Origin of the sequence: Methylobacterium phyllosphaerae, assembly GCF_001936175.1 — a bacterium.
GTDB classification, from domain to species: Bacteria; Pseudomonadota; Alphaproteobacteria; order Rhizobiales; family Beijerinckiaceae; genus Methylobacterium; species Methylobacterium fujisawaense.
Map to the genome: position 1 here is coordinate 5,791,721 of NZ_CP015367.1, position 24,819 is coordinate 5,816,539.

At 68.3% G+C, this 24,819-nt stretch carries 13 protein-coding genes and 3 pseudogenes; 12 read left to right on the top strand and 4 right to left on the bottom strand.

The features are described 5' to 3' along the window. Positions 1 to 71: 71 nt before the first annotated feature. A pseudogene (locus MCBMB27_RS26455) lies at positions 72 to 1,562 on the bottom strand (ABC transporter substrate-binding protein). A gap of 929 nt (positions 1,563 to 2,491) precedes the next feature. Next, a complete protein-coding gene (locus MCBMB27_RS26465) occupies positions 2,492 to 3,568 on the bottom strand; it encodes a catalase family protein (protein ID WP_167380425.1) in 1,077 nt (358 codons plus the stop codon). A gap of 167 nt (positions 3,569 to 3,735) precedes the next feature. On the opposite strand from MCBMB27_RS26465, the gene MCBMB27_RS26470 reads away from it, so the two are divergent. Next, positions 3,736 to 4,317: a carboxymuconolactone decarboxylase family protein gene (locus MCBMB27_RS26470; protein WP_075381680.1), complete on the top strand. Its 582-nt coding sequence runs from the start codon at positions 3,736 to 3,738 to the stop codon at positions 4,315 to 4,317. A gap of 54 nt (positions 4,318 to 4,371) precedes the next feature. Next, a complete protein-coding gene (locus MCBMB27_RS26475) occupies positions 4,372 to 5,454 on the top strand; it encodes a catalase family protein (protein WP_075381681.1) in 1,083 nt (360 codons plus the stop codon). Between the two features lie 239 nt (positions 5,455 to 5,693). On the opposite strand, the pseudogene MCBMB27_RS26480 reads toward MCBMB27_RS26475, so the two are convergent. Continuing rightward, a pseudogene (locus MCBMB27_RS26480) lies at positions 5,694 to 5,963 on the bottom strand (integrase core domain-containing protein); the annotation flags it as partial. A 272-nt stretch (positions 5,964 to 6,235) separates the two neighbouring features. On the opposite strand from MCBMB27_RS26480, the gene MCBMB27_RS26485 reads away from it, so the two are divergent. After that, the gene (locus tag MCBMB27_RS26485; RefSeq protein WP_418287736.1) at positions 6,236 to 7,450 is read left to right on the top strand and encodes an IS110 family RNA-guided transposase; all 1,215 of its coding nucleotides are present in this window, start codon (positions 6,236 to 6,238) and stop codon (positions 7,448 to 7,450) included. Between the two features lie 95 nt (positions 7,451 to 7,545). Here the strand turns inward: MCBMB27_RS26485 and MCBMB27_RS26490 are convergent. Beyond that, a pseudogene (locus MCBMB27_RS26490) lies at positions 7,546 to 8,286 on the bottom strand (DDE-type integrase/transposase/recombinase); the annotation flags it as partial. 1,398 nt (positions 8,287 to 9,684) lie between these two features. On the opposite strand from MCBMB27_RS26490, the gene MCBMB27_RS26495 reads away from it, so the two are divergent. From MCBMB27_RS26495 to MCBMB27_RS26535, 9 genes are all read left to right on the top strand, one after another. Beyond that, on the top strand, positions 9,685 to 10,866 hold the full coding sequence (locus tag MCBMB27_RS26495; RefSeq protein WP_043755352.1) for a S1C family serine protease: 1,182 nt from the start codon (positions 9,685 to 9,687) through the stop codon (positions 10,864 to 10,866). Positions 10,867 to 11,151: 285 nt separating this feature from the next. Next, a complete protein-coding gene (locus MCBMB27_RS26500) occupies positions 11,152 to 11,748 on the top strand; it encodes a tetratricopeptide repeat protein (RefSeq protein ID WP_236952841.1) in 597 nt (198 codons plus the stop codon). 33 nt (positions 11,749 to 11,781) lie between these two features. Beyond that, a complete protein-coding gene (locus MCBMB27_RS26505) occupies positions 11,782 to 13,560 on the top strand; it encodes a trypsin-like peptidase domain-containing protein (protein ID WP_075382132.1) in 1,779 nt (592 codons plus the stop codon). 12 nt (positions 13,561 to 13,572) lie between these two features. After that, positions 13,573 to 14,949, top strand: coding sequence for a hypothetical protein (locus tag MCBMB27_RS26510; protein WP_075381682.1), 1,377 nt, complete (start codon positions 13,573 to 13,575; stop codon positions 14,947 to 14,949). A 66-nt stretch (positions 14,950 to 15,015) separates the two neighbouring features. After that, complete coding sequence (locus MCBMB27_RS26515) at positions 15,016 to 18,126, top strand: virulence factor SrfB (RefSeq protein WP_075381683.1); 3,111 nt, start codon at positions 15,016 to 15,018, stop codon at positions 18,124 to 18,126. Positions 18,127 to 18,134: 8 nt separating this feature from the next. Next, the gene (locus MCBMB27_RS26520; RefSeq protein ID WP_075381684.1) at positions 18,135 to 20,750 is read left to right on the top strand and encodes a virulence factor SrfC family protein; all 2,616 of its coding nucleotides are present in this window, start codon (positions 18,135 to 18,137) and stop codon (positions 20,748 to 20,750) included. A 43-nt stretch (positions 20,751 to 20,793) separates the two neighbouring features. Next, positions 20,794 to 21,804, top strand: coding sequence for a hypothetical protein (locus MCBMB27_RS26525; RefSeq protein ID WP_075381685.1), 1,011 nt, complete (start codon positions 20,794 to 20,796; stop codon positions 21,802 to 21,804). Between the two features lie 71 nt (positions 21,805 to 21,875). After that, positions 21,876 to 23,657: a hypothetical protein gene (locus tag MCBMB27_RS26530; protein WP_236952842.1), complete on the top strand. Its 1,782-nt coding sequence runs from the start codon at positions 21,876 to 21,878 to the stop codon at positions 23,655 to 23,657. 167 nt (positions 23,658 to 23,824) lie between these two features. After that, complete coding sequence (locus MCBMB27_RS26535; protein WP_236952843.1) at positions 23,825 to 24,289, top strand: tetratricopeptide repeat protein; 465 nt, start codon at positions 23,825 to 23,827, stop codon at positions 24,287 to 24,289. Positions 24,290 to 24,819: the final 530 nt, after the last annotated feature.

Below are 24,819 nucleotides of genomic sequence, written 5' to 3' on the forward strand. Positions count from 1 at the left end.
GCTGTGCTCGCTCCGGATCAGAAACACTTTCCTGGGGTGGCGGCGCAGGAAGCCCCGCGCCGCCTGCCGCTTCAACCCTTGATCCGGGTCTCAGCGAGTTCCGACATGCAGGTGTCGTAGGGCGTGAACGCCACGCGGTCCGACACGGCGAACAGCGTGTAGGGCGCGTACAGGAACAGGGCCTTGGCCTGGTCCTGCAGGTAGCGCTCGACCGCCCGCACCACCTCCTCCTGCTGCGGCTCGTGCGGCGTGTGCAGGAGCTTGTCGTAGAGGGCGTCGAAGTCCAGATCCTCCGGACCCTGGCGCAGGGTCGCGTCCTTCCCGAAGAACTCGCGGTGGACGCAGGCCACCGGATATTGCGGCGTCCAGTCGAAGTACCATTCGAGCTTGACGTCGAACTCCTCCGGCGGCTCCTCCTTGGCACTGACGAACCGGCAGCCGAGCCCGATCTTCGCGAGGCACTGCCCGATCGCCGCGACCACGCCCTCCCAGGCCGGCGAGGCGACGAACACGAGCTGCCGCCCCCCGATCCCGGCAGCCTCGAGGGCGCGCTTGGCGGCCTCGGGATCGTGCGGGAACGGCTTCATCTCCGGATCCGCCCCGTAACGGCCGGGCTGGATGAATGCCGGGATGACCGTGCCGTATCCGTGCGCGCCCTGGTGGAGCACGAACTCGCGGTCGATGGCGAGGTTCAAGGCCCGGCGGGCCTCCGGGTTGCGCCAAGGTGAGTCCGGACGATCCTCGTTGAAAACGCCCGTCAGGATCGTCTTCGCCTTCTTCGTCTGGATCTTTCCATGCTCGCTCGCCGGGAAGGCGTGCGCCTCGTCCGGCGTCAGATCGAAGACCACGTCGACCCGGCCGTCACCGGCCGCCACCGACTTGATGCCCTCCGCCTTGCCGATCACGTTGTCGTAGATGATCCGGACCGTCGGCTTGCGGTCGGGATTCCAGTAGGTCTCGTTGGGCTCCATGACCACGCGGTCGGAGCGCGAGTCGATCAGCGAGACGCCTTCGGTAAGCACGAACGGGCCAGTCCCCCACGGACCAGGCGCGTCGATCACTCACCAATGGCCTTCGGCCGATCCCGTCTTCGGGTCGACGAAACCCCATTCGTTCCAGAAACGTGTCGAGGGCAGATGCATGCCCCGCAGCTTCATCAGTGCTGCGGAGTCGCCGCCGGGGAAGCGCATCCGCACGGTCCGGTCGTCTACAACCTCGCAGGTGACGTCCCGGGCGAAATTCAGGAAGGCGCCCGGCGGGTGCGGGTTGGTCCATTCCTGGACCTTGTCGAAGCCGAGCTTGAACATGCCGGCGTTGAAGGGCTCGCCATCCTGATAGACGGCCTGCCGCATGGTGAGTTCGAGCGTCTCGCTGTCGAGCCAGCGCCAGGACTCCGCGAGGCTCGGCTGGCCGATGCCGTCGTGGTCGACGCGGTTGGCCTCCTCCATGGTGTTCCACGTGATGGAGAGCCAGTTGACCGGCGACGGATCGACCACCGTCACCGTGTTGTGGGGTCCAAAGGGCTGTCCGCCGACCGGATCCCCCGTCGCATGTGCGTCCATGTCTCCTCCTTGTTTCCATGCTCCGCATCGCGTGCGGGCACCGTCCGGAACGGTTCGAGCCGGATCAGGGGAAAGATAGCGCGCTACCGCATTGCCCTCAATCGATCCGCTTATACCAAATGGCTGGCTCGCCGCTCTGTAGAGGAGGGCAGGTGTCTTAGGCCGGTTTCCGGCTTCGCGCGCTTAGCCGATTCTGGCGGCCGCGATGTGACCGGGCTGAGAAGACGGCGACGGCTGTCCGCAGGGCCGACATGCGTCAGTAGGGGCGCACACATGTTTCCGGCGACTCTTCTTCGGTACAGACCAACGGTTCTGCGCGAGCTTCCACCCCGACACAGAACGCGGGAAAGTGTCTCCGTCGGCTAGAGCGGCGTGGATCCGCTTTGGAGAAACCGATCGAAGCGGACACTTCATGAACAAATTTCGGTTCTCTCTACGATAACTGTACCCCGCGGGGCTGAACTCGAGAGTTACGTTGAATGTTGTGTTTCGGCGTGCAACTCTGACTCTGATGCACTTTCGCTGCTCATCCAGGCCTTGGGCCAGCGATCGTGGCCGCACCACCTCAGCATAGCTGCCGCGGTCGCAGGGACTGATCTGGATCGAGGCGGTCTCCTTCAGCCAAGTCTGCCCGGCAGCCGACCGCGGCCCGGAAGAGGTCCATGACCACGATGTCGATGGGCTCCCCGGTGGCCGACGGGCCTTGGACCTCGCCGGTTTGTCTGCCCTGGAAACGCGGCCACCCTCGACGACAGGCCACCACGCAGGTCTGCGGCAAGCGTGCGGATACCCGCGGGGCCGCGCACCTCGAAGTCGAGGCTCGGGTCGGGTCAACGAGATCAGGTGCGATGTTGCCATCCCACCGAATCTCGTTGCGGTCGCGGACGCTTCAAAAAAGGCGCGGACGAGCCGCGCCCTATCATCCATCATCAGCGCAGCGCGCCGGGCTCGTGGATCGGGCAGCGGTTGAAGCGCTCGCGGAACTCGGCCGAATGCCGGTAGGGGGCGTTGCGGGCGCGGTTCACGTTGCCGAGCGGCCGATGCGCGGCGAGCCCGGTCCAGACGCTGAAGCGCATCTCCTCATCGACCGCCTGGACCCTGTCCGGGTGCCAGCTGTCCTGCGGCTGGACACGGACGACGCCGACCCGCTGGAACGGTGCCTCGTCCTCCTTCCACTCCACCGTCGGATCTTCGACCGGCTGGCGTTCGAGGTCGCGGCAGAGTTGCACGCGGAACTCCCATTCCCCGGCGATGCCGGCCATCTCGGACTGGACCGTCTCGCGGATGGCGTTCGGGCGGCCGGAAGCGTCGATCTCGGTGCCGGTGAGGGCGGTCAGCGCCGGGGCGACGGGGACCAGCGAGAACTTCGCGATATAGTCGCCGTACCGGAACGGGGTCAGGCTGTTATAGGTCTCGCCGAGCGGATCGACGTTGGGGGCTCCGCCGAGGGAGCCGATGGTGGGGCTGTCGATACCGACCGCGTGGAGGGCTTTGTTGACCCCGCGCAGCACGGTGGAGGCGGCGACCTTCAGCCCCTCCACCCGGTCGGTCGTGCCGGCGAGAAGCTTCAGGCTGCCGAGGAATTTCTCGGCGTTCGGCGCCTGGAACACCGTGCCGTTGACCATGATGAAGTTCTGCGTTGTCCCCTCCGCATCCGGGAGACGCTCGCCTTCGACGTCGAGGACCTTCAAGGCAATGCCCCTGGGTAGGGAGACGGCGTCAGGCAGGATGTCACCGGCGTTGGTCGACATCCGCATGTAGACCTTGTGCTCGCCCGCTCGAGCGAACAGGCCCTGGGCCAATTCGGGGGGCAAGTCCGCATCGATCGTCAGCGTACCTTCGAGGATGCCGTGCGATTTGGCGTGGACCGAGCGCACCGCGTGCCCGGAATCCTCCGCGACCCTGGTCAGGATCTTGTCGAAGGCTGCGTTCAGCTGTTCGATGATCTGCCCTTCGTCTGGCCTCAACGCCTCGACATCGGGACTGTATCGCACGGGTGGTTGCACGGTCTGTCTCCTGCTGTCTCCTGGCGACGGCCGAGAGAGAACAGCCACGGGTAGCTGACGTTCCGGATTGCGCGATATTCAATCGCCCATGAACGAACTATGGAACGTCCGCCGGGCGGATGGCTTATCGGCGGCGCGGCTTGCCAATTCGCGCCGGAGCTATCGCCTTGCGCCTGCCTCCCATTCCCCCGAGTGAGCTCAACGACGAGCAGCGCGATCTCTACGACACGCTCAGGGCCGGCATCGCAAAGCAGTTCCAGGGATTCCAGACGGCCAGGGCGGACGGTGCGCTCCTCGGCGCGTTCAACCCCTGGCTCCACGAGCCCCGGATCGGCCGAGCGGTTTGGGAACTGACCGAGGCGGTCTCAGCCTGCGGCGCCCTGCCGGACAACGCACGACAGGTTGCCATCCTGGCCACTGGCGCCCGGTTCAAGGCCGCCTTCGAACTCTACGCCCATGTCAGGATCGCCCGCGACAAAGGCTTGGCCCCGGACAAGATCGCCACCATCACGGCCGGTCAGCGCCCCGCGGACCTCTCGCCCAACGAAGCGGCCGTTTACGACGCGGCCACCGCGCTCAACGCCGGCGGCGTGTTGCCGGGGCCTGTCTACGCCCGTGTCCAGGCGGCCTTTGGACCCCGGGGCATCGCCGAGTTGATCCACCTCGTCGGCCTCTACGCGATGGTGTGCACGACGCTTAACGGCTTCAACGTCCCCATCCCGGACCAGCAGGTCGATCCCGCGCCCTGACTTCGGCCTTCGTCAAACACTTCCAGAGGCGAGCCACACGCCGAGGAGATGCTCATGACCTACCTTCGCTATGCCCCCGACATCGAGACGCCGGCGCCGGACGAGCAGACGTCCATCGACGGCATCATCCAGGGGATGACCCAGCAATCGCAAGTCGTGGAGAAGCGCCAGCACCACGCGGTGCGCGCGAGCCACGCCAAGAGCTCGGCCTGCGTCGTCGGCGAGTTGGACATCCCGGAGGGCCTGCCGCCCGAACTCGCGCAGGGTCTGTTCGCCAGGCCGGGGACACACAAGGTAGCCGTGCGCTTCGCCCAGGGGCCGGGCGAGACCCTGGGCGACCGGGTGTCCACCCATCGCGGCATGTCGATCAAGGTGTTCGGAGTGACGGGCGAGAAGCTGCCCGGCCACGACGTCGACACCCAGGACTTCGTGCTCGCGACCGGCACGACCTTTCCGTCCGGTACGGCAGCGGGTTTCCTGCGTGACGGCACGGTGATCGGCAAGGCGACCGGACTGCCCGAGGGTGTGAAGAGTGCGGTCGCTGCCACCGCACGCAACCTCAACCGGATGTTGCATGCCTTCGGCACGGAGAGCGCCATGGCCGACTTTCTCGGCCATCCCTACAGCCATCCGCTCGCCGACAGCTACTTCAGCCAAGCCCCGATGCGGTTTGGCGACTACGTCGCCAAGCTCGGCGCGGTCCCGGCTTCGCAGGCGCAGTGGGACTTGGCCGAATGGCGGCTCGACCCGCACGGTGACGAGGACGGTTTCCGCCATGCAGCCGCGGCGTTCTTCCGCGACCACGAAGTGGTCTACGAACTGAAGGCGCAGCTTTGGGCCGATGCCGAACGCCAGCCCATCGAGGATGCCTCGGTGGACTGGCCGGTCGCGATCAGCCCGTACCGCACGGTGGCGACGCTCCGGCTGCCGCGCCAGGATGCCTATTCCCCCGAGCGGGTGCGCTACTTCGATGAGGTGATGACCTTTGGGCCCGCGCACAGCCTCTCGGAACACCGTCCGCTCGGTTCGGTGATGCGGGCACGGCTCCAGGTCTATCGGGCCCTCAGCGATTTCCGACATCGCGCGAACGGTGTCACCGCCGAGAACACGGCCACGCCGGACAGCATCCCGGCTTGAGCACTTGCCGCCATGCCGGAACGCGGGGTCGCGTTAGCAGTGAGTCTGCATTGAGAAGCATGGGTGCCTGAGTTGCCCATCCGCAAATCAGCGACCATTCGGTGGAGCTGGGTTCACCGAATACCTGCTTTCAGGATGCTTGCTTCTTCAACGGAATGACTGGGTTGCGTCGGGAGAGATCGTCCGCCTTTATGGCGAGCCTTTTCCGAACCAGACGTAACGCTTACAAACTGACTACGTCACGCCGGTAGGCCGGCGCGCGCAGGACTGTATGGTCCCGGAATGTGGTGTGACGGATCGAGCTTGAAGCGTTTGGGCTGTTTGGTCCAGACCTGAAGGACATGCTCGTAGGGCGTGAGGCCACGCAGGGTCTTCAGCCGAGGGGCATGGTTGTAGGCGTCGACGAACAGCTGCAGGTGCGCCCGGAGCTGTTCGTGCGTGTCGTAGTGGTAGCGCTTGACCGTAGCGTCCTTGATGGTGCGGTTCATCCGCTCGACTTGACCGTTATCCGGTATGTACCTGTGCGGTGCCTTCTCGTTCCGCTGTTCTCCCCGGAGAACGGCATTATGGTGAGCCCATCTGGGACGCGGGGCACCGGGAGCACGAAGGTGCGGGCAGGCCGTCGATAGACAGTGGGCTGAGAGCCCGAACTCGTTACATGGCCGCCCCTTGCGACTTTCCCGGATGCGCTGCGAGCGCGGATCAGTAGGTGTCGTGTTGCCCGCCAGCTCCCGTTTTTGTCGACGAACCATCATGGGGAGTGGGCATGCGGATTATCGGACTGGATATTCACCGCGCCTTCGCGGAAGCGGTAGCGTGGGATGATGGCAAGCTGAGGCGGCTGGGTCGCGTCGACATGCGTCGCGATCTTCTGACCGCCTTCGCTGAGCAACTTTCGGCGGATGACGTCGTGGTCGTTGAGGCCACTGGCAATGCCTCGGCCGTTGTGGCGGTTCTCGCGCCGCACGTGAAGAAGGTGGTGATCGCCAACCCGATGCAGGTGCGGATGATCGCGCATGCCAAGATCAAGACCGACACGATCGACGCCGGCGTGCTGGCGCAGCTCTACGCGAGCGGGTTCCTGCCGGAGGTGTGGGTTCCAGACGAGCCGACCCAGGCGCTGCGCCGGCAGGTTACCCGCCGCAACCAGATCGTCCGGCAGCGATCCCGGCTAAAAAACATCATCCAGTCGATCCTGCACAGCCACCTGATCCCATCCTGTCCCCACGCCGACCTCTGCGGGGCCAAGGGCCGGGCCTGGCTCGTCGAACAGGTCGTGCCAGAGGACGAACGGCTCGCGATCGAGCGGCACCTGCGCGAGTTTGACAGGCTTGGCGAGGACCTGAAGGTCATCGAGCGCGATCTCGCCCGTTCGGCCCTCACTGACGAAAGCGTCAAGCGACTGATGACGGTCCCCGGCATCGACATGGTGGTGGCGCTTGCGTTGACAGCGGCCATCGGCGAGGTGACCCGCTTCGACGAGCCGCAAAAGCTTGTCAGCTACCTCGGTCTGAACCCGAGCGTGCGGCAATCAGGACCGGGACCCGCGCACCACGGCCGGATCACCAAGCAGGGTCGCGGTCACGCCCGCGGCATGTTGGTCGAGGCCGCCTGGGCCGCAGCCCGCGCTCCAGGCCCACTCCGAGCCTTTTTCCTGCGGGTCAGGGCGCGACGCGGCCAGCACGTTGCCGCTGTCGCAACCGCCCGCAAGCTCGCGGTCGTGATCTGGCATCTTTTGACCAAGAGCGAGAGCTACGTCTGGGCCCGCCCCTCGCTTCACGCGAAGAAGCTTCGCGATCTTGAGCTGAGGGCCGGCTACAAGGCGGCTCGCGGTCAGAAGGGGGCAGCTCACGCCTACAACAGCAAGAGCCACCGCGATGGGGAGCGGCGCTGGGTCGAACAGGCTGAGACGGTCTACGCCCGCTTCGTGACGGGCTGGAATCCGCAAGGGCCCAAGAAGGTGCGCACGGGCGCCGCAACTGAGGTGCGCCGATAGAGGCTGCGCGGCAGGGCTCCCACCTCACGCCCTGCTCTTCGCCACGCGGTCGCCCGTGCGCCAGCCGAAAATAGCGCAGATCTACGAAGAAAGCTCTTGTCGATTACATCAGTGGTCCAGGGATGGTTGGGTTTGGTCAGGCAATGCGCGATGTCGTGCTCATGGCAGACGCGGTCGAACATGTGCCGGCTGTAGAGGGCAGTCGGGCCTGAGCGGTTGCGCGGGGCATGGCAGAATTGCACCCCGTTGTTGGTCAGCACCGTGTGGATCTTGTACGGCACGAACGCGACCAGCGCGCGGAGGAAGTCTGAAGCGGTGTCGCGGTTGGCCTCCGTCTCCAGCTTGGCGAAAGCCAACTTCGAGGTTCGGTCGATAGCCACAAACAGGTAGAGCTTGGCTTCCTCCGTCCTGACCTCGGCGATGTCGATGTGGACGTAGCCGATGGGGTAATCGGCAAAGCGCTTCTTCTTGGGCTTGTCGCCCTCCATCTCGGGCAGGCGGCTGATGCCGTGCCCCTCAAGGCAACGGTGCAGCGACGAGCGGGTCAGGTGCGGAATCGTGGGCTGCAGGCCGTAGAGGCAGTCGTCCAGCGGCAACAGGGTATGCCAGCGGAAGGCGACGATGGTCGCCTCGTCCTCCAGTGTCAGGACCGTCGACCGAGCTTCTTTCGGCCCCATGGCGGCATCGGCCGTCGACTGCCGTCCGCGCCATTTCTGGATCGTCGTCGGGCTGACGCCGTAGCGCTTGGCCGCCGCTCTCACACTCTCTTGACGTAGCTGTATTGCGCGACGGATCGCCTCCGTCGTGCGGGCGCTGCCGTGGAGAATTTGGCCCATAGCCCATCCCTCACCGCATGGTGGTCAACCGTACCACCACATCGCGGGATCAAACACCTAGCGGGAACACCTCCGCCTCGTAGAGCATCACCCCGTCTCGGTGCGACATCGGCGAAGAACGGCTGTCTTCGAGCCAGACGGTCGTTCACGTCCTGGTCGCTTGCGCACGATGACGTTGCGCGGCATCGCCAGCCCCTTCGTCACCGTCAGCTCGCTGCTGCCATGTAAGCCCCAGCGCTCCGTAAACCGACCTTATGCGACGCTCGATTCGAGTTGGGAGCGTCCGTTTAGAGGGTGCCGTCACAGCCCGTTGAATGGCCGGGATAGGCGCAAGGGCGAACGACCGGTTTTGCGCGCGATGGCGGTCAAGTACGACGGAGACTGGCCGCAAGTGGAAGGTGTGCTTTGAGATAGATCTGCTGTAAAGGCAGACGGGCCCGTCGCCAACCGACTGATGCGCTGAGCGGCACCTTGATTTCATTCAATGCAGTAAATCTGTATATGTCATTTCGCTTATATTTCAAATTTATTTAATAATGTAAGCATAGATAATTATCATAAGCTGATCTATTGTAGTTTTTACATCGATCGAAATCGAAAATAAATAAAACCCGACAATCATAAAATAATTGCGCGATTCAAAGTTCGATCGCGTCGTCGTTGCCTAGAATCCGACAAAAACGTCGCCAGACAAATATTATATTTGGATTTAACAAAACTCAATATCCAGAGTTATTTTATAGTATCAAGGCCGCTCCGATTCGGGGCAATTTTTAAATATACAAAGGTTGACAGCCCGTGGAATCTCCTTCCCGGTTGCTCGCCCCGTCTACGTAACTTTCCGTTGCCCTTTTTCAGGGCCAGGCAACCTAAAATATGCAAAATGCGATCGATCCCCCTTCACAGCGCCCTGAATATGGCTAAGCTTAGATCAGGACGCGGCCACTTCTGAGCCTGGTCTGTAGAGGGTGAGTTGATGCGAGGGCGTTTCTTGTTGTCGGCCGGCGCGGCTGGTGCGATCATCGCACTGGGTCTGGCTCCAGCGCCCTCCCACGCGCAAAGCGCGGGCGCCGTATTCGGCGGCTTGGCTGGAGGCGTCCTCGGCGGCGTCATCGCCGGCTCGATTGCCGCGCAGGCGGCGCGTGAGCGACCCGTCGTCGTTTATGCCCCGCCGCGCCGTACCGTCCGTGTCATCCATGAAGTGCGGCGCGTGCCAGCTCCCCGGCGGAAGGTAGTCCGTGCGAACCGTCAGCCCATGCAGCCCGCCGCCGGCCCGACGGGGGCGCAGGTCGTGAACGCGTCCGCAGATCCCTTCGCCTCGCCGCGGGGCAATGCCACGACCTCGATCAACCAGACGCGCTGAGAGCCACTTCCAGGACGCACGCCGGATCGACGCGCATGTCTCGCATGAAGGTTGCCTTCGCTGTTCTGGCGGTCGTCGGCGGCGTGGCTCACCCCGCCGCGGCCTCGCCCGCACCACCGAAGCTGACGGTCGACAAGAGCTTCGGGAAAGTCGCGGGCTGGTCCATCGGCTACAGCGAGAGCCTCGGCGGCTGCCTGGCGGCGGCGAGCTACGGCGACGGGACCACGCTGTGGTTCGGCTTCAACGGCGCCCGTGGCGCGTCGTACTTGGCCCTCACCAACGCCAAGTGGCGCTCGCTGGAGGTCGGCGGGCAGTACGAGCTCCGGATGATAGCGGGCCGCCAGAAGTGGCAGGGGACATTCACAGGGTTCGAGCGCGGGGACGCGCACGGGCTGTACCAGTCGGGGCTGAAGGAACGCTTCGTGGCCGACCTGTCCGCGTCCGGCAGCATCAACGTGATCTTCCAGGGACGTCAGATCGCCGTCCTGTCCCTCGTCGGATCCACGGAGGCCTTCGACGCCGTCATCGGCTGTCAGAAGGACGTGACGACGGCGGCCGCAAAGGCGGAGCCCGCGCCCGATAGCCCGCGCAAGCGCGAAGCCGGCATGACCAGCACCGGAACCGGCTTCTACGTGTCGGAACGCGGGCATCTGCTGACCAACAACCATGTGGTCGAGGCGTGCTCGGATATCTCTGTGCAGCAGCCCGGCCATACCGCCCTGCGGGCCCGTCTCGTAGCCCGGGACGCCGCCAATGACCTCGCGGTGCTGACCACCGATTTCCCGCAGAAGGCGGTGCCGCCGCTCTCGATTCGCGCGCGGCTCGGCGAGAACGTCTATGTCTACGGCTATCCCCAGAGCAATGTCTTGGCTTCGACCGGCAATTTTACCATCGGCAGCGTGACGGCGACGGCGGGTTCAGGCGACGACACCCGCAAGATTCAGATCTCGGCCCCGGTCCAGCAGGGCAATAGCGGCGGCCCCGCCCTCGATCAGTTCGGCAACGTGATCGGGGTGGTGCAATCGAAGCAGGTCGCGTTCGCCTCAGGCGATGTGCCGCAGAACGTCAACTTCGCAATCAAGTCGACGATCGCCCTCAACTTCCTCGAGGCGAACGGCGTCGAGGCGCCGATAAACGTGCGCATGACTGACCCAATGGACGGAGCCGCGATCGCCGAGAAGGCTCGCGATTTCACGGTCCAGATCACCTGTCATTGAGGCCGGCACGGCCGCAGCCGGATCGACTTGCGGCCGCTGCAGGTTTCGGCGGCGTCGTACCACGATGGGAAGCCCCGGGACGTGTGTGGCTTCCTCGCCATAGCGTGCGGCAAACACTCTGAGTCGCCGTGTACAGGCAGCTGCGCGACCGCTTTAACCACTTGAGATTGTATATGCGTTAACCCGCAAGCGCTTAGGTAGAAGCAGCAATCGTGGTCGAGAGACACTCTAGTGCTAGCCTTGAGCAGATCTAGCAGAAGCAAGCTATTATTCACGACAAATCTTGTGTCCTCCGTGCTGAGCGCTGCGATGTCCTGCGGCGCGTCATCTGCACGCGACGGCGATATGGGTGTGGGGGTTATCCAGTCCTGCGACCATCTGGCGAGCGCTCCGTGGGATCCAGACGCCCCCGACGCACAGCGGACCGTCAACTTCCGGGATCTGCGCGCCAGCGCGGCCGTCGCGGCGTGCCGGGCAGCAATCGCTGAGGCCCCGCGCCTGCGTCGCCTCCACTTCCAGCTCGGACGCGCCTACGACCGGCAGGGCGCAAACCACGATGCCTTCGAGGCCTATCGGCGCGCGGCCGAACTGGGCAGCGGTGCAGCCAAGGTCAATATCGGCATCCTCTATCAACAGGGGCGCCGATTCGAGAAAAGTGATGCCAAGGCGCGCGCTTGGTTCCGCGATGCGGCCGAGACAGGCATTCCGGAAGGGATGTACTGCTACGCGGTCGCCCTCGACAACGGGATCGGTGGCTCTCCGGACGCGGCGGCGGCCAGAGCCTGGTACGTGAAGGCCGCCGAGCGCGGCACCACGAAGGCGCGGGACGCGCTCGTGCGGCTTGAACTCGACGGCTCCGGCACGGGCGTGCGCTGTGATTAGCCGGCGGCCGCAGGCAGCGTGGGCGGTGCGGTCATGACCGGCGCCACGCGCTTCGTCGCCAGCCGGACGCTGACCGGACTCGATGCGGTGCGCCTCGATGACCGGCCGGTCATCGAGGCGTATGACCGGCTGCGGCGGCTCCTGCGCCAGCACGGCGGCGACGCCGCTGCCGAACTCTTCGCCGAACCGGTCATCTCGCGCAGCAACGGGGCGGCCGCGGCACGCGTTGACTGGTACACGAATCTCGAGGGCGCGATCCGGCCGCTCGCCGACCTCGATCCAGACAGTGCAGCCCGCCTCAGGCACCGCCTCGGGGCCGCGCTGGCGGCGCTGGAGCCGGTGCTGCGGGACCGCGAGGCGGGGGCGTTCACGGCGGCGTGCCTCAACCTCGCGGGACCTTCCGCCGTGCTGACGGTCGGGGACGTCCCGCTCCTCGTCGACTGGGGATTGCTTCCTCAGGGATTGGCCGCGGACGAGCGCGGACGCGTGCGCCATCACGCATCAACGCTCGGCGCGGTCGCACCCGAACAACTGCCCTATCCGCCGATCAGCCGTGAGGACTGGGCCGCACGCTTCAAGCCGACGGCTTCAACCAGCCAGGATCTGTCGCCCGGACCACGGCACGGGATCGCTGCGCGGCCGGCCTGGCGCGGCAGCATCGCGCCGGTCGTCGCCGCCGGGACGGCGGCGGCCCTGGTCGCGCTCTCCTACGTGCCGGGCGTGCTGGTCTTCCCACCGCTGCCCCGGGTGGTCTCGGCCGAGTCCAGGGCCTTCCAGACGGCCTGGCTCGACGGCCTTCGCCGCCGGCGCGATGCCCTCGCCGCGGCGGAAGGCTTCGCCTGCCCCCGTCTCCGGACGGAACTTCCGGGCCTGGTTCCGCAGAGCCCTGCGAATGTGCGCCTGCCCGCGGATCCGGCCGCCCCGCCCGCGGCCCGCGCCGCCGTCGAGCCGTCAACGTCGCCGGCAGAATCCGTTCGACCCGGCACGCCGGCTACCGACGGGCTCATCGACCGGCTGGAGCGCAGCACGGTCCTGGTCCTGGCCGGCGACGCGACCGGCTCGGGGTTTTTCATCGCGGACGATCTCGTCGTCACCAATCGCCACGTCGTCGAGGGCGCCGCAACGTTGATGATCGCCGGGCGGCACGCCGGCGTCGTCCCGGCGACCCTGGTGCAGGTCGGCGCTCCGGGTACCCTGACCGACTTCGCCCTGCTGCGGGTCCCGCCGCGCTTCGGGGGGCGGCCCCTCGCCCTCGCGAAGCCGGGCCGGCCGCTGACGCCGGTGGTCGCGGCCGGGTTCCCGGGCCTCTATCTCGGCACCGACCCGACCTTCGCGCGGCTCCGGGACGGAGACGCTGCCGCGAGCCGCGACTTGGTCCCGGTGGTTCAGACCGGCGTGGTCAATCATCTGCAGCGCTACGAAGAGGCCGCAGTGACACTCGTGCTGCACGGTGCTGAGATCGCACCGGGCAATAGCGGCGGCCCGCTCGTCGACTATTGCGGCCGCGTCGTCGGCGTGAACGCCTTCGGCCGCACCGATGACCGGATGCCGGTCACCGCGCGCTACGCCCTTGGCGCCGACGGTCTCGCGGCGTTTCTGGCAGGCGCCGGCGTGACCTCGGCTCTCGATGACCGCCCGTGTGATCTCCAGGCGACGCCCCGCCCTTCAGTGGCTGCCGCGGCGGAGCCGGCCGAGGCTGCCGCAACGACGCCGGCCCAGGCGCCAGCCGCACCGGCGGGTCAGACGGCTCCGCGGCCGGACGCGCGAACCGCCCCTCGGCCGGGGCGCGACGCCCGCCCGCCGGCACGCTGAGGGGCCGTCATCATGCCAGCGACCACAAAGCTCACCGAGACGCCGCGCCTCGGCCTCGACCCGGTCAATCCGAAGCTCGCGCAGCAATACGAGCAGCTCGTCGACCTGTTAGCGCGCCGTCTGAGTCCGGCGCATGCACACCTGTTCGCCGAACCGGTCCCCGTCGCGGTCGCCGGCACTGGACGTCCAGGCTTCGCGTGGTTCGCCGCGGTCGACGGTGACGCGCGGCCCGTGACCGCGCTCGATCCCGTCGCCGCCACGACCCTGCGCGAGACCGCGGCCCGTCTGGTCGCCGAGATCACCGCCTTCGCGGATGGCCTGGAGCGCGAGGGCGAGGCCTCGCGTGACCTTGCCCGTCTGCTGCGGGACGCGCTCGTTGTCCCGGACGCCGACCACCTGTGGTCGGTCGACGGCCAGCCGGTCCTGGTGGCCTGGGGCTACCGGCGCGCCGGCTCGGACGGCCCGGCCGTCGCGCGGGGCGCCGCGATCACGGCGAGCGCCGCGGCGGTGGAAGCGCCGGCCAGCCCCTGGGCGCCGCCGCCGGCGCCGCCTTCCGGCACGGCCGGAGCGCCCGCGCCGCGGCCCGGCGTCCGGCTCGCGCCCACGCGGCGGCCAGGGCTCGCGCCGATCCTCTGGCTCGTCTTCGTGCTGCTCTGCGGCGTCTTGGCGGATCGGCTCCTCCGCGCCTGCGCCGTCGGCAGCGGCGACTGGCCCGCCTGGATGCGCGCGGCGCTGCCCGATCACTGCCCAGCACCGTCGGTGGCCCTCGATCCCGACGGCAGCGCGATCCTCGCGGCGATCCGGACCACGGATGGCGCCGTGCGGGCCGCCGAACTCGCCCTCACGCGCCGGGCGCTCACCTGCGACGCGAGCTGCCCGGTGCCGCCGCGGCGGGCCGCACTCGAGGCCCCGCAGGTGATCCCGCCCGACCTCGCGCGGCGTCTCACCGGCATCGAGCGCGGGCAGGGTCTCGAACTGACGCTCGCGTGGGAGGGCGCGTCCGATCTCGACCTCCAGGTCGTCTGTCCGGACCGCACGCGCATCAGCTTCGACCACCGGGCCTCCTGCGGCGCCCGCCTCGTGGCCGACCAGAACGAGAAGGGCGGGAGCAGCGCCAGCCGGCCGGTGGAGCACGTGATCTGGGACGATGCCCCCGCCCCAGAGGGCCGCTACGGCGTCGAGGTCGGGCTTTTTGCCCGTCACGGTGAGGCGAGGCCGGAGATCCCGTTCCAGATCATCCTGTCGCGTCACGGCGAGGTCGTCGAGCAGCGCACCGGCCGGATCTCGGCGGAGAGGGTCGCGCAGGCCGTGCTGTCCTTCGACCTGCCGATTCCGGCAACGCCGCAGAGCGGGCCCCAGGCCCCGACCGGGAACGCTGCTGTGCCCTGACCGACCCGACGCCCAGAGTTGCTCCCTGACCCGCCGTCCCGCGTCACACGAGACCCGCCACCCGCGATGTTCGTCGACCCCGTCCCCTTCGGCCCCACGATCCGGCTGGTCCCGCACAGCGGCGTCCAGTTCGTGGAATACGCCTTCCACATCGACACGGTCGGCCGCCTGTCCCGCCGCTTCGTCGAGCGCGCTGTCTCAGGCTCGCCCGGAGCCGACGGACGCCGGACCTACCGCCTGCTCCCGACCTGGAACGAGGACGACCCGGGCGCCGACGCGGTCGAGACCGCGCAAGGCGACGATCGGGAATACGCGGTCGGCGAGCGCGGCGCCCTCGAGGTCTTCCTGGAGAAGTGGACCCCGGTGCCGATGCTGCGGGTCAAGGCCGGCGTCGAGGGCGGCGAGGAACTCGACCTCGGGCCGACCAACTGGGCACGCGTGCGAATCGTCGAGGTCGCCGACCGGGCGCCGGACAGCCCGATCAGCCACCGGGTGATCTTCGCCTTCGACACCGAGCTGCTTGAGCGGCGCCCGAACCGGCCCTACACGGCGCCCTGCCTGGAGGATGCCGCCAACGAGCACGAGTTCCGCTTCGCCCATCGCTTCCGCGACATCGGCTGGTTCCTGGGCGCGGCCGGGGAGGACGAGGAGACTCGCCGGCTGGCGGGCTTCCAGGAATGGGTCCCCGCGTGGCTGATGGAGCAGTTCCGCGAGTTCAAGGCGGCGCAGCGGCCCGATCGCCCCCTGCGCGATACCGACTTCCCGAATGCGCTGGAGCATTATGCCCGGTATCTCGTCTTCCTCGAATACCTGCAGATGGCGGTCCGGCCCCGGACCCTGCGGCTGACCGATACGGTGACGGCGCAGCCGGCGATCCGGCCGGTCACGGTCGACCTGATCCTCGATATCGGCAACAGCCGCACCTGCGGAATCCTGATCGAGTCCCACCCCAACGAGGACCGGGTCGATCTCAACAACTCGTTCGTGCTGCAGCTGCGCGACCTTTCCGAGCCCGAGCAGGTCTACACCGAGCCGTTCGAAAGCCATGTCGAGCTGTCGCACGCCCGGTTCGGCCGCGATCACCTCTCGCGCCTGTCGGCGCGCCCGCGGGCGTTCTTCTGGCCAAGCCCCGTCCGGGTCGGGCCCGAGGCCGGCCGGTTCCGCGAGCTTGCCCAGGGCACCGAGGCGGTGGGCGGCCTGTCGAGCCCGAAGCGCTATCTGTGCGACGTCCGCCCGGTGAACCAGGAATGGCGCTTCCCCGACCGCGACTACGGCGCCGACGGGACAAGTCCCCTGATCGACCGCACCATCCGGCAATTCGTCAACAGCCGCGGCGACGTCATCGCGCAGCTCGACGCCGACAGGAAGCGCTACGGGATCAAGGTCCAGCCGGACGACCGCGTCGGCGCCTCGCGCCTGACCTTCTCGCGCTCGTCCTACTTCACCTTCATGGTCGCCGAGGTGGTCTGCCACGCCCTATCGACCATCAACAATGCCGGGGTGCGCGAGCGCCGGCGCACGAAGGACGCCCCGCGCAAGCTGCGCCGGATCATCCTGACCCTGCCGCCCGCCATGCCGGTCCAGGAACAGCGCCTGCTCCGGTCCCGCGCCGAGGGCGCGGTGAAGCTCATCTGGCAGCTCATGGGCTGGGCCGACAATCCGCCCCCGGGCCTGACCCAGCCCGAGGTCCACGTCGCCTGGGACGAGGCGAGCTGCGTCCAGTTCGTCTACCTGTACGGGGAGATCACCCAGAAGCTCGGCGGCGCGGTGGACGGCTTCCTGCGCCTCGTCGGCCGCCCCCGGCCCTTCGCGGAGCCCGACACCACGCCCGGCCCGGAGATACGCCCGGAGCCGTCGGTGCGGATCGCCAGCATTGATGTCGGCGGCGGCACCACCGACCTGATGATCACGACCTACTATGCGGAGGGTAACCGGGCGATCAAGCCGGTGCAGAACTTCCGCGAGGGGTTCCGGATCGCCGGCGACGACATCCTCAAGCGGGTGATCGAGCGCCTCGTCCTGACCACGATCGAGGCGGCCCTGCGCTCGGCCGGGCATCCGGACCCGCACGCCCTGTTGCTGGAGCGCTTCGGCGGCGACCGTGCCAACATGGCCGAGCAGGAGAAGCACCTGCGGCGGCAATTCGTGTCGCGGGTGCTGGAGCCGATCGGCCTGCGCATCCTCGGCGACGTCGAGGCGGGCGCGGAGATCACCGCCCGCCCGTTCGCAGAGTTCTTCCCCGAACGCGGCGGCCGGAATCTTCGCCGCGCCCTGCCGCAGCAGCGCCTGCTCGACTTCCTCGAGATCCCGGCCCGCGCCGGCGGCGCGGCGGATTTCGCCCTGACCGACTGCGTCTTCGAGAGCCGAGCCGACGTGGTCGGCGCCTGCGTGGTCGCGACGCTCGACCTCGTCCTCGACAACCTGTGCGAGGCCGTGCACGCCCTCGACGTCGACGTGGTCCTGCTCTCGGGCCGCCCCTCCCGGCTCCAGGCGTTCGTCGACTGCCTCGTCGACAAGCTCGCGGTCTCGCCGGACCGGATCGTGCCGCTCCACCAGTATCAGGCCGGCACATGGTACCCGTTCCGAGAGCGGGACAACCGCCGCATCGGCGATCCCAAGACCACCACGGCGGTAGGCGGCATGCTCTGCGCGCTCGCGGAGGGCCAGCTCACCAACTTCACCCTGTTCACCCGCCGCCTCGCGCTGCGCTCCACGGCCCGCTACATCGGCGAGCTGGAGCTGAGCGGCCAGCTCCGCGACGCCGGCCTGGTCTTCCGCGAGGTCGATCTCGACGCCCCGGCCTCGGCCCGGCGCCAGGGACCCGCGATGAGCGCGAAGCTCCGGTACTACGCGCCGATGCGCCTGGGGTACCGGCAATTGCCGGTGGAGCGCTGGATCGCGACACCGCTCTACCGATTGCGGATGCGCGCCGGCCAGGAGGCGACGCAGCTGCGGCTGCCCCTGGAGATCACCCTGGAGCGCAGCGGCGACGGCCGGCCCGACGATGAGGGGCCGGATGCCCTGCTGCGCTCCGAGTCGATGAAGGAAGAATTCGAGATCACCGACGCCTACGACGCGGACGGTCTCGACGTCAGACGCAAGATCGAGCTCGTGCTCGATACCCTGGCCTCGGAGCAGGGATACTGGCTCGACACCGGCATCCTTGCCCTGGATTGAGATCAAACATGTCGACCGAACATCTGGCGCAGGATTGCAGGAATACGGGTCGGCTGGCCGAGGACGCCGAGCAGTGGCTCGGCGACGAGGCCAATGCCGGCGCGGTCGGACGGGAGCGCGCGGATCTCATCCGCTACGTCCGGAAGGCGGCCAACCGGGCCGAGCGGCTGGCCCGCGCAGCGGCACGGCCGATGTGCGCGGGCGTGTTCGGGCCGAGCCAGGCGGGCAAATCCTATCTGGTCGAGGTCCTGGCGCGTCCGGAGGACGGTGCCCTGCGGGCGCGCTTCGACGGGCACGAGCCGGTGGACTTCCTGGCCGAGATCAACCCGATCGGCGAGAAGGAGGCGACGGGGCTGGTCACCCGCTTCACGGCCGGTGCAGGGGCCCCGGCCGGGCAAACGCCGCCCGGTGCGCCGGTCCGCCTGAGGGTCCTCAGCGAGGTCGATCTCGTCAAGGTCCTGTGCAACACCTTCTTGCACGATGGCGACGCCACCAAGGACACGCCGCCGGGTCCCGAGGCCATCGCCGCGCTGCTGGCGAGCCTGAAGGCGCAAGCCCGCCCCGGTATGTCGCGCTTCGGCGACGTCGCGATCGACGACCTGCAGGATTACGTGCGCGACCAGGCCCGCGGCACGCGGCCTCTCGACGATCTCGCCCGCTACTGGGACGAGGCCCGCAGCTTGGCCGGGAGCCTCGACCTCGACGGGCGCGCCCGCCTGTTCGCGCCGCTCTGGGGCGGCCACGCGGCCTTCACGGCCCTCTACCGCCAGCTCGCGGAGGCGCTGGAGCGCCTCGACCATCCGGAGGAGATCTTCGCGCCGCTCGCCGCTTTGGTACCGCGCGAGGGCAGCATCCTCGATGTGGCGACCCTGGCGGGTCTCGGAGCAGCGCGTTCGGACGACAACCTGACGGTGCACGCGGCCGGCGGCAGGGCCGTCACGCTCGCCCGCGCCACGGTGGCTGCGATCACCGCGGAGCTGCGCATCGAGATCGCCGACACGCCCCGGGCTTTCCTCCAGGAGGCGGACCTGCTCGACTTCCCTGGCGCCCGCAGCCGGCAGAAGGTCGATCTGACCCACTTCCTGACCGCGCACCCGGACGCGCTGAAGGAGACCTTCCTGCGCGGCAAGGTCGCCTACCTGTTCGACCGCTACGTCGCCGAGCAGGAGCTGACAGCGATGATGCTGTGCGTCCGCCCCTCCAACCAGGAGGTCGTGACGCTGCCCGACCTCGTGGAGCGCTGGATCACGCTCACGCACGGATCGAGCCCGGAGGCGCGGGCGCAGCTGCCGAACCTGCTGTTCCTCGTGCTCACGTGGTTCGACAGCCACTTCGTCGACAAGGCCGGCGACGTCGGCCAGGATGCGGGCCTGCGCTTCCGCAACCGGATCGAGGCCTCGCTGCTCGGATTCTTCGGGAAGGCGCACACGTGGCCGCGGCAATGGATTCCGGGCGCGCCGTTCCGCAACACCTACTGGTTCCGGAACCCGAACTACCCGGCGGAATCGGTCATCCGCTACGACGGGCGGCGCGAGGTGGCGTTCCTGCCCGAAAAGCAGGAGCGGATCGCCGAGCTGCGCGCCGGCTTCGCCGCCCTGCCGGAGGCAACCGCGCATTTCGCGGATCCGGGCCGCGCCTTCGATGAGGCCCTCCGCCTCAACGACGGCGGCGTGAGCTACCTCGTCGAGAACCTGTCGCGGGTCTGCCGACCGGCCCTCAAGGCGCAGCAGATCGCCTCCCGGCTGGAGGCCCTGCGCGCCGAGATGCGGGAGCGGCTCGCCCGCTTCCACGTCGCCCTCGACATCGAGACGCGGTTGGCCGAGCGGCGCGAGGCGGCCGGCCAGGTCTTCGACGCGCTCGATGGGGTCGTGGCGGCCGGCCAGTTCGGCTCGCTCCTGCGGGCGCTCATGGTGGACCCCGCGGCGCTCGCGCACGCTCTGCACGGGGCCGAGGGCGCGACCACCGAGGCTGCGCTCCCCGTCGCAGCGCCGCGCATCGCTCGCCCCGGGGCGATCCCGCGGCCGGGCGCGGCGCCGGCGCTCCGGGCCGAGCCGTCGAGCCCGGGCAACGACCGGGAGCGCGCGATGGCGCGGGCCGTGGTCGCCGCCTGGATCGGGGCCTTGCGCCGCACGATCGAGGCCGAGGACTTCGCGCGCCGCTTCGCCGTCCCGCTGACCGCCCTGGAGATCGTGGTCAGCGAGCTGATCGTCCTGGCCCGCCGGGCCGACATCGAGGGTGGCATCGCGTCCGACCTGCGGGATTTGGCGACCGTCGAGCGCTCCGAGCAGTCGACGGTCAAGCTCGCGCTGATCGCCGCGACCCGCCTCAACCGGCTGACCGGCAGCCTCGGGTTCACCCTCGTCCCGCCGGCCGGCGAGCGCCCCGCGATCCAGGACGAGGCGGGGGATCGGGTCGCCTTCGCCCACCGGCCGGTCAGCTACGATGCCCGCAGCATCGGGCAGGCCCCCGCGACCTTCGCCCATACCTACGCCACCGACTGGTTCCACGGCTTCTACCGGGTCGTCGAGGACAACGCCAAGAGCGCGTCCGGCGTCACGGTCGACCTCGCTCAGAACGCCCGGATCGGCGCGATCCTCGCCGGTCTCCAGGCGCGCGCCGCCTGACCGCCTCGCCCGCTCCACCCGCTTTGACCAAGAAGCCTTCGCCATGACGATCCGCATCACCGAGGACGAGGACGAGTCCGGCGGCTACGCCTTCATCGATCTCGGTCGCCCGCTGGCGTCGCCGCTGCTCTCGTTCCGCCGCCAGGATACCGAGCCGCGGCATCTCGGGGCGGAGGGCTGGCAGCCGGAGGTCGCGTGGCTCGCGCCGCTCGCGGTGACCGAGCGGGACGGGCGGGCCGTCGCGCGCTTCGGCCCCAACGTCGTCGACCGCATCGAGGAGCTGGTCCCGATCGAGATCGTCGCGCAGGACGGCACCTCTTTCGGCGTAATCGCGTGGCCGTTCATACCGCCCGCGCCGTCCGGAGGGGGCATCCTCGCCGGCCTTCCAGCACCGGCTCCGACGCTGACCCGGGCCGGGACCGGCAGTCCGGCCGTCCCGGTCACCGAGGCCGTGCCTTTCCCGGAGCCGGAGCCGGCCCCGCCGCAGGACGCCGCGCCCGCGGTCCCGCCGGTGCCCGAGCCGCCCGCGCGCAAGAGCCGGCTGCTCTGGCCGCTGGTCGCGCTGATGCTCCTCGCGCTGGCCGCGGGCGGCGCCTACCTGTACCGCGACCGGCTGCCCGAGATCATGGCCCGCCGTGAGGCACCCTCCCAGGAGCCGGGCCCGCCGCCCGCGCCTCCCGAGCCGGATTCCAGCCTGACGGCCGCCGAGCTGCGGCAGCGCTACGCCCGCCTCGTCGACGAGCGCGCGCCGGCCGGCGCTTTCCTGGCGCTCGGCGAGACGGCGCTCGCCTCCCGGCAGGGGAGCGCGGCCTTCCGCGCCTTCGAGGAGGCCGATCCGGTCACGAGCGCGGACGCGGCCTGGCAGCTCGCGCGCTTCTACGACCCCGGCAACGCCGACGCGGCGTACCGCGAGGCGGCGCGGCCCGACATCGTGCGGGCCGCCTACTACTACGCCCTGTGGCGCAACCGCTCCCCCCGCCACACCGAGGCGCTCCGGGCGCTGTGCGAGGGCAACGCCGCCAGCGACCGCCTCCGGGCGATCTGTCGTCCCTGATGGCCCCAACGCACCCCACGATGTTCGTCCGACCGCGCGTTTCACCCCTGCCGATGCCGAGGATCCCCGACATGGCCCCGCCCGCCCGAACCGGCCGCCGCTGGAGGCGCCTGGCCGCCGCGACCGCGCTCGGTGTCGCCACCGCTACCGGCGGGCACGCGGCCTCGCCCGGCCTCACGGTCCAGGCCGCCGCCGCGCGCAGCAGCGCCGTCACCGGGCAGCGGATCGCGCTGCTGATCGTGCCGCAAGCCGCAGCGTCCGGCGGTCGGGCGGCGACGGCCAACGCCGACGAGGAGGCCTATCGCAAGCGCCTGCGCGACATCGGCTTCGAGGTGTGGACGGTCGGGCCGGCCGACCGTCCGCAGCTGGATCGCGGACTGCGCGAGGCCGTCGGCCGCCTACCGGAGGACGCCCAGGTGGCGGTCTTCGCCCTCGGGCCGACCATCGGCGGCGCCGACGACGTCTATCTCCTGCCGCAGGACACCCCGGCCGACGCCGGACAGCGCCCGGGCCTGCTCGACAGCGAGGGCGTGCGGCTGAGCGACGTGCTGCGCCGCATCGCCCGACGCCGAACCCGCGAACTCGTCGTTGTGATTGACGAGTGTCAATCCGCGGCGGGCGGGCGTTGCGACTTCGATGCCGCGGCGGGGAGTTCCGGGGCGAGTGTCATCGGCGGCGAACGCGCCGGCCGCCGCACTGCCTCGGGCGCGCCGCTCGCGGGCCGCGCCTCGCTGCGCGATCCCATGCTCGCCGCGATGGCGCAGGAAGGCGAGACCTTTCTGCAGTCGCACGAAACGCTGAAGCGGGGCCTCGCCGGCAGCGATCTGGAGCCCCGGGCGAGCGGCGCGCTCACCACGTCGTTCGCCTTCATCCCGCAGGGGTTCTTCGCGGGCCTGCGGACGGAGTGCAACAAGATCGACCCGAATGCCGAGCCGGCCGCGCTGCGCGGGATGAATCTCGATGCCGCGATCCGCGGCTGCGAGGCGATGACGGGGACCTATCCCTATGCCCGTCCCTTCGAGGACCGGCTCCAGGCGGGGCGGGAGCAGCGGGCCTATCAGCGGGCCGTTGCCTCCTGCGACGATCCCACAGCCACCGCGAGCTACAGCGCGTCCTACCCGGCTGGGCGCTTCCGCGCCCTTGTCGATACCTTCGCGGTCGAGTGCGCCCGCACGCGGGATCGCCAGGACGAAGCCCGCCGCCAGCAGGCGGACGAGGCTCGGCGTCAGGAGGAGGACAGGCGGCGACGGCAGGAGGAGATGGATCGGCAATGGGCGGACGCCCGACGTCAGCGGGAGCAGGTTGAGCAGCGCCGCCTGGAGGAGGAGCGGCGCCAGCGTGAGCTGCAGCAGCGCACCACGGTCGGAAGCGCCTCCGGCTGGACGCTGAACTACTCGACCAACCTGCTCGAGATCTCGCCGATGGCCAACGACCAGTACGATCCGCAGAAGCAGACCTACACGACGATCTGGCACTCGCGCCAGCATGGCCAGCAGGTGACCATGTACGTGCAGGTCAGCCCGAACGAGCGTTGCGGGAGCGCGCAACAGTTCATCACGGAGCAGATCCGGCCGCGAAGGAGCCAGATCAGCCGCGCGCAGGAGGTCAACACCTCGCCGGTTCGCGCCGGGTTCGTGCTCGAAGGCCGCGGGACGGCCGTTGCCCAAGGCAGCTTCGACGACAGAAGCTTCTACGACTTCGCGACGATCCGGCGCGACGACCGCAGCACGATCACGAATATCGGGGGGCGTTTCCCGGCCGAGTTCAGCGATCTGTACCGGGCCGAACTGCTCCGCATGATGAACTCGATGCAGCTGCCCGGCCGCGACGTCTTCAACAATCGCTGCGGCTGAGAGCGATGAGCCGCCCGAGAAGCCGGAAGCAGGACTGATCGATCATGCGCGCACCATTACGCACCCTCACCGTTTGTGTGCACGCCGGCCTGATGGCGGCGATGGTGCTCGCAAGCTCCTCCGCTCTGGCTGATGCCACTCAGGAGTGTCGGTCCGGGAGCCCGGAGATGCGCATCGGCGGATGCAGCCGCCTCCTGGCCGAAGCCCGGACACCACGGCAGCGCGCGATCGCACTCGATGGGCGCTGCTGGGCGAACATCGACAGGGGTGCGTTTGCCGACGCCCTGACGGATTGCAACAGCGCCATTCGGGCGGACGATCAGTACCCCTACGCCTTCCACAATCGCGGGGTCGCCTATGCCGGCCTGCAGAACCCGACCGCGGCGATCGCCGACTTCAACCGTGCGCTGGCGATGCGGCCAGCTTTCTCGAATACGCTCATCAACAGGGCGAAAGCGAACATCACACTTGGGAACACGCAGGCAGCTGTTCGAGATTACGAAGAGGTCCTTCGTCTAAAGCCTGATAATGAAGAAGCCAAAAGTGCCCTTAACATACTGCGCGGATCTGCGAGCACATCCCCGTCGATCAATCCAACTAATTCGCTCTGCGGTAGCGTTGGGTGTAATTAATTCTTACCCCCGGCGCATCGACCGATTTTGATCATTTTCCCCAGAGACTTGTATTTTTCACGCGTTAATTTCTTGGAGGACAAATTGACCAGACGCCAACGAATGTTTGTCTCGCGATCCCGCAACATTTAATTGAAGGTCGCCAACTGTGGCCGGCCCATTCACAGCATTTGACGATGGCGCGGTGCATGCCAGCCTTCTTGTGCTTCTGCAATCGAATGCACGGTTGATGTCCGCTTCGCGGCCAGTGCTGAACGCGCATAAACGGCCGGATTGGGCGCAAGGCCGAATGGCCGTTTTTGCGCGCGAGGGCGATCAAGTGTAACGAAGTCGGGCCGTAAGCGGCTGGTCTGCTTCGGTTTGGGACTTGCCGCAAAAGCGGACGGCCTTCTGCCAACACATCTCAGCCGTTCAGCTCGTCGGCGCAATCGTCCAGAGGCGGACGCCTGCGTGCTGCTCACACGACCATCGACTGGCTGGCGGCAGAGACGCGCCGAGCGGCTGACCGAACCCAGATGTGTCCGGTCCTC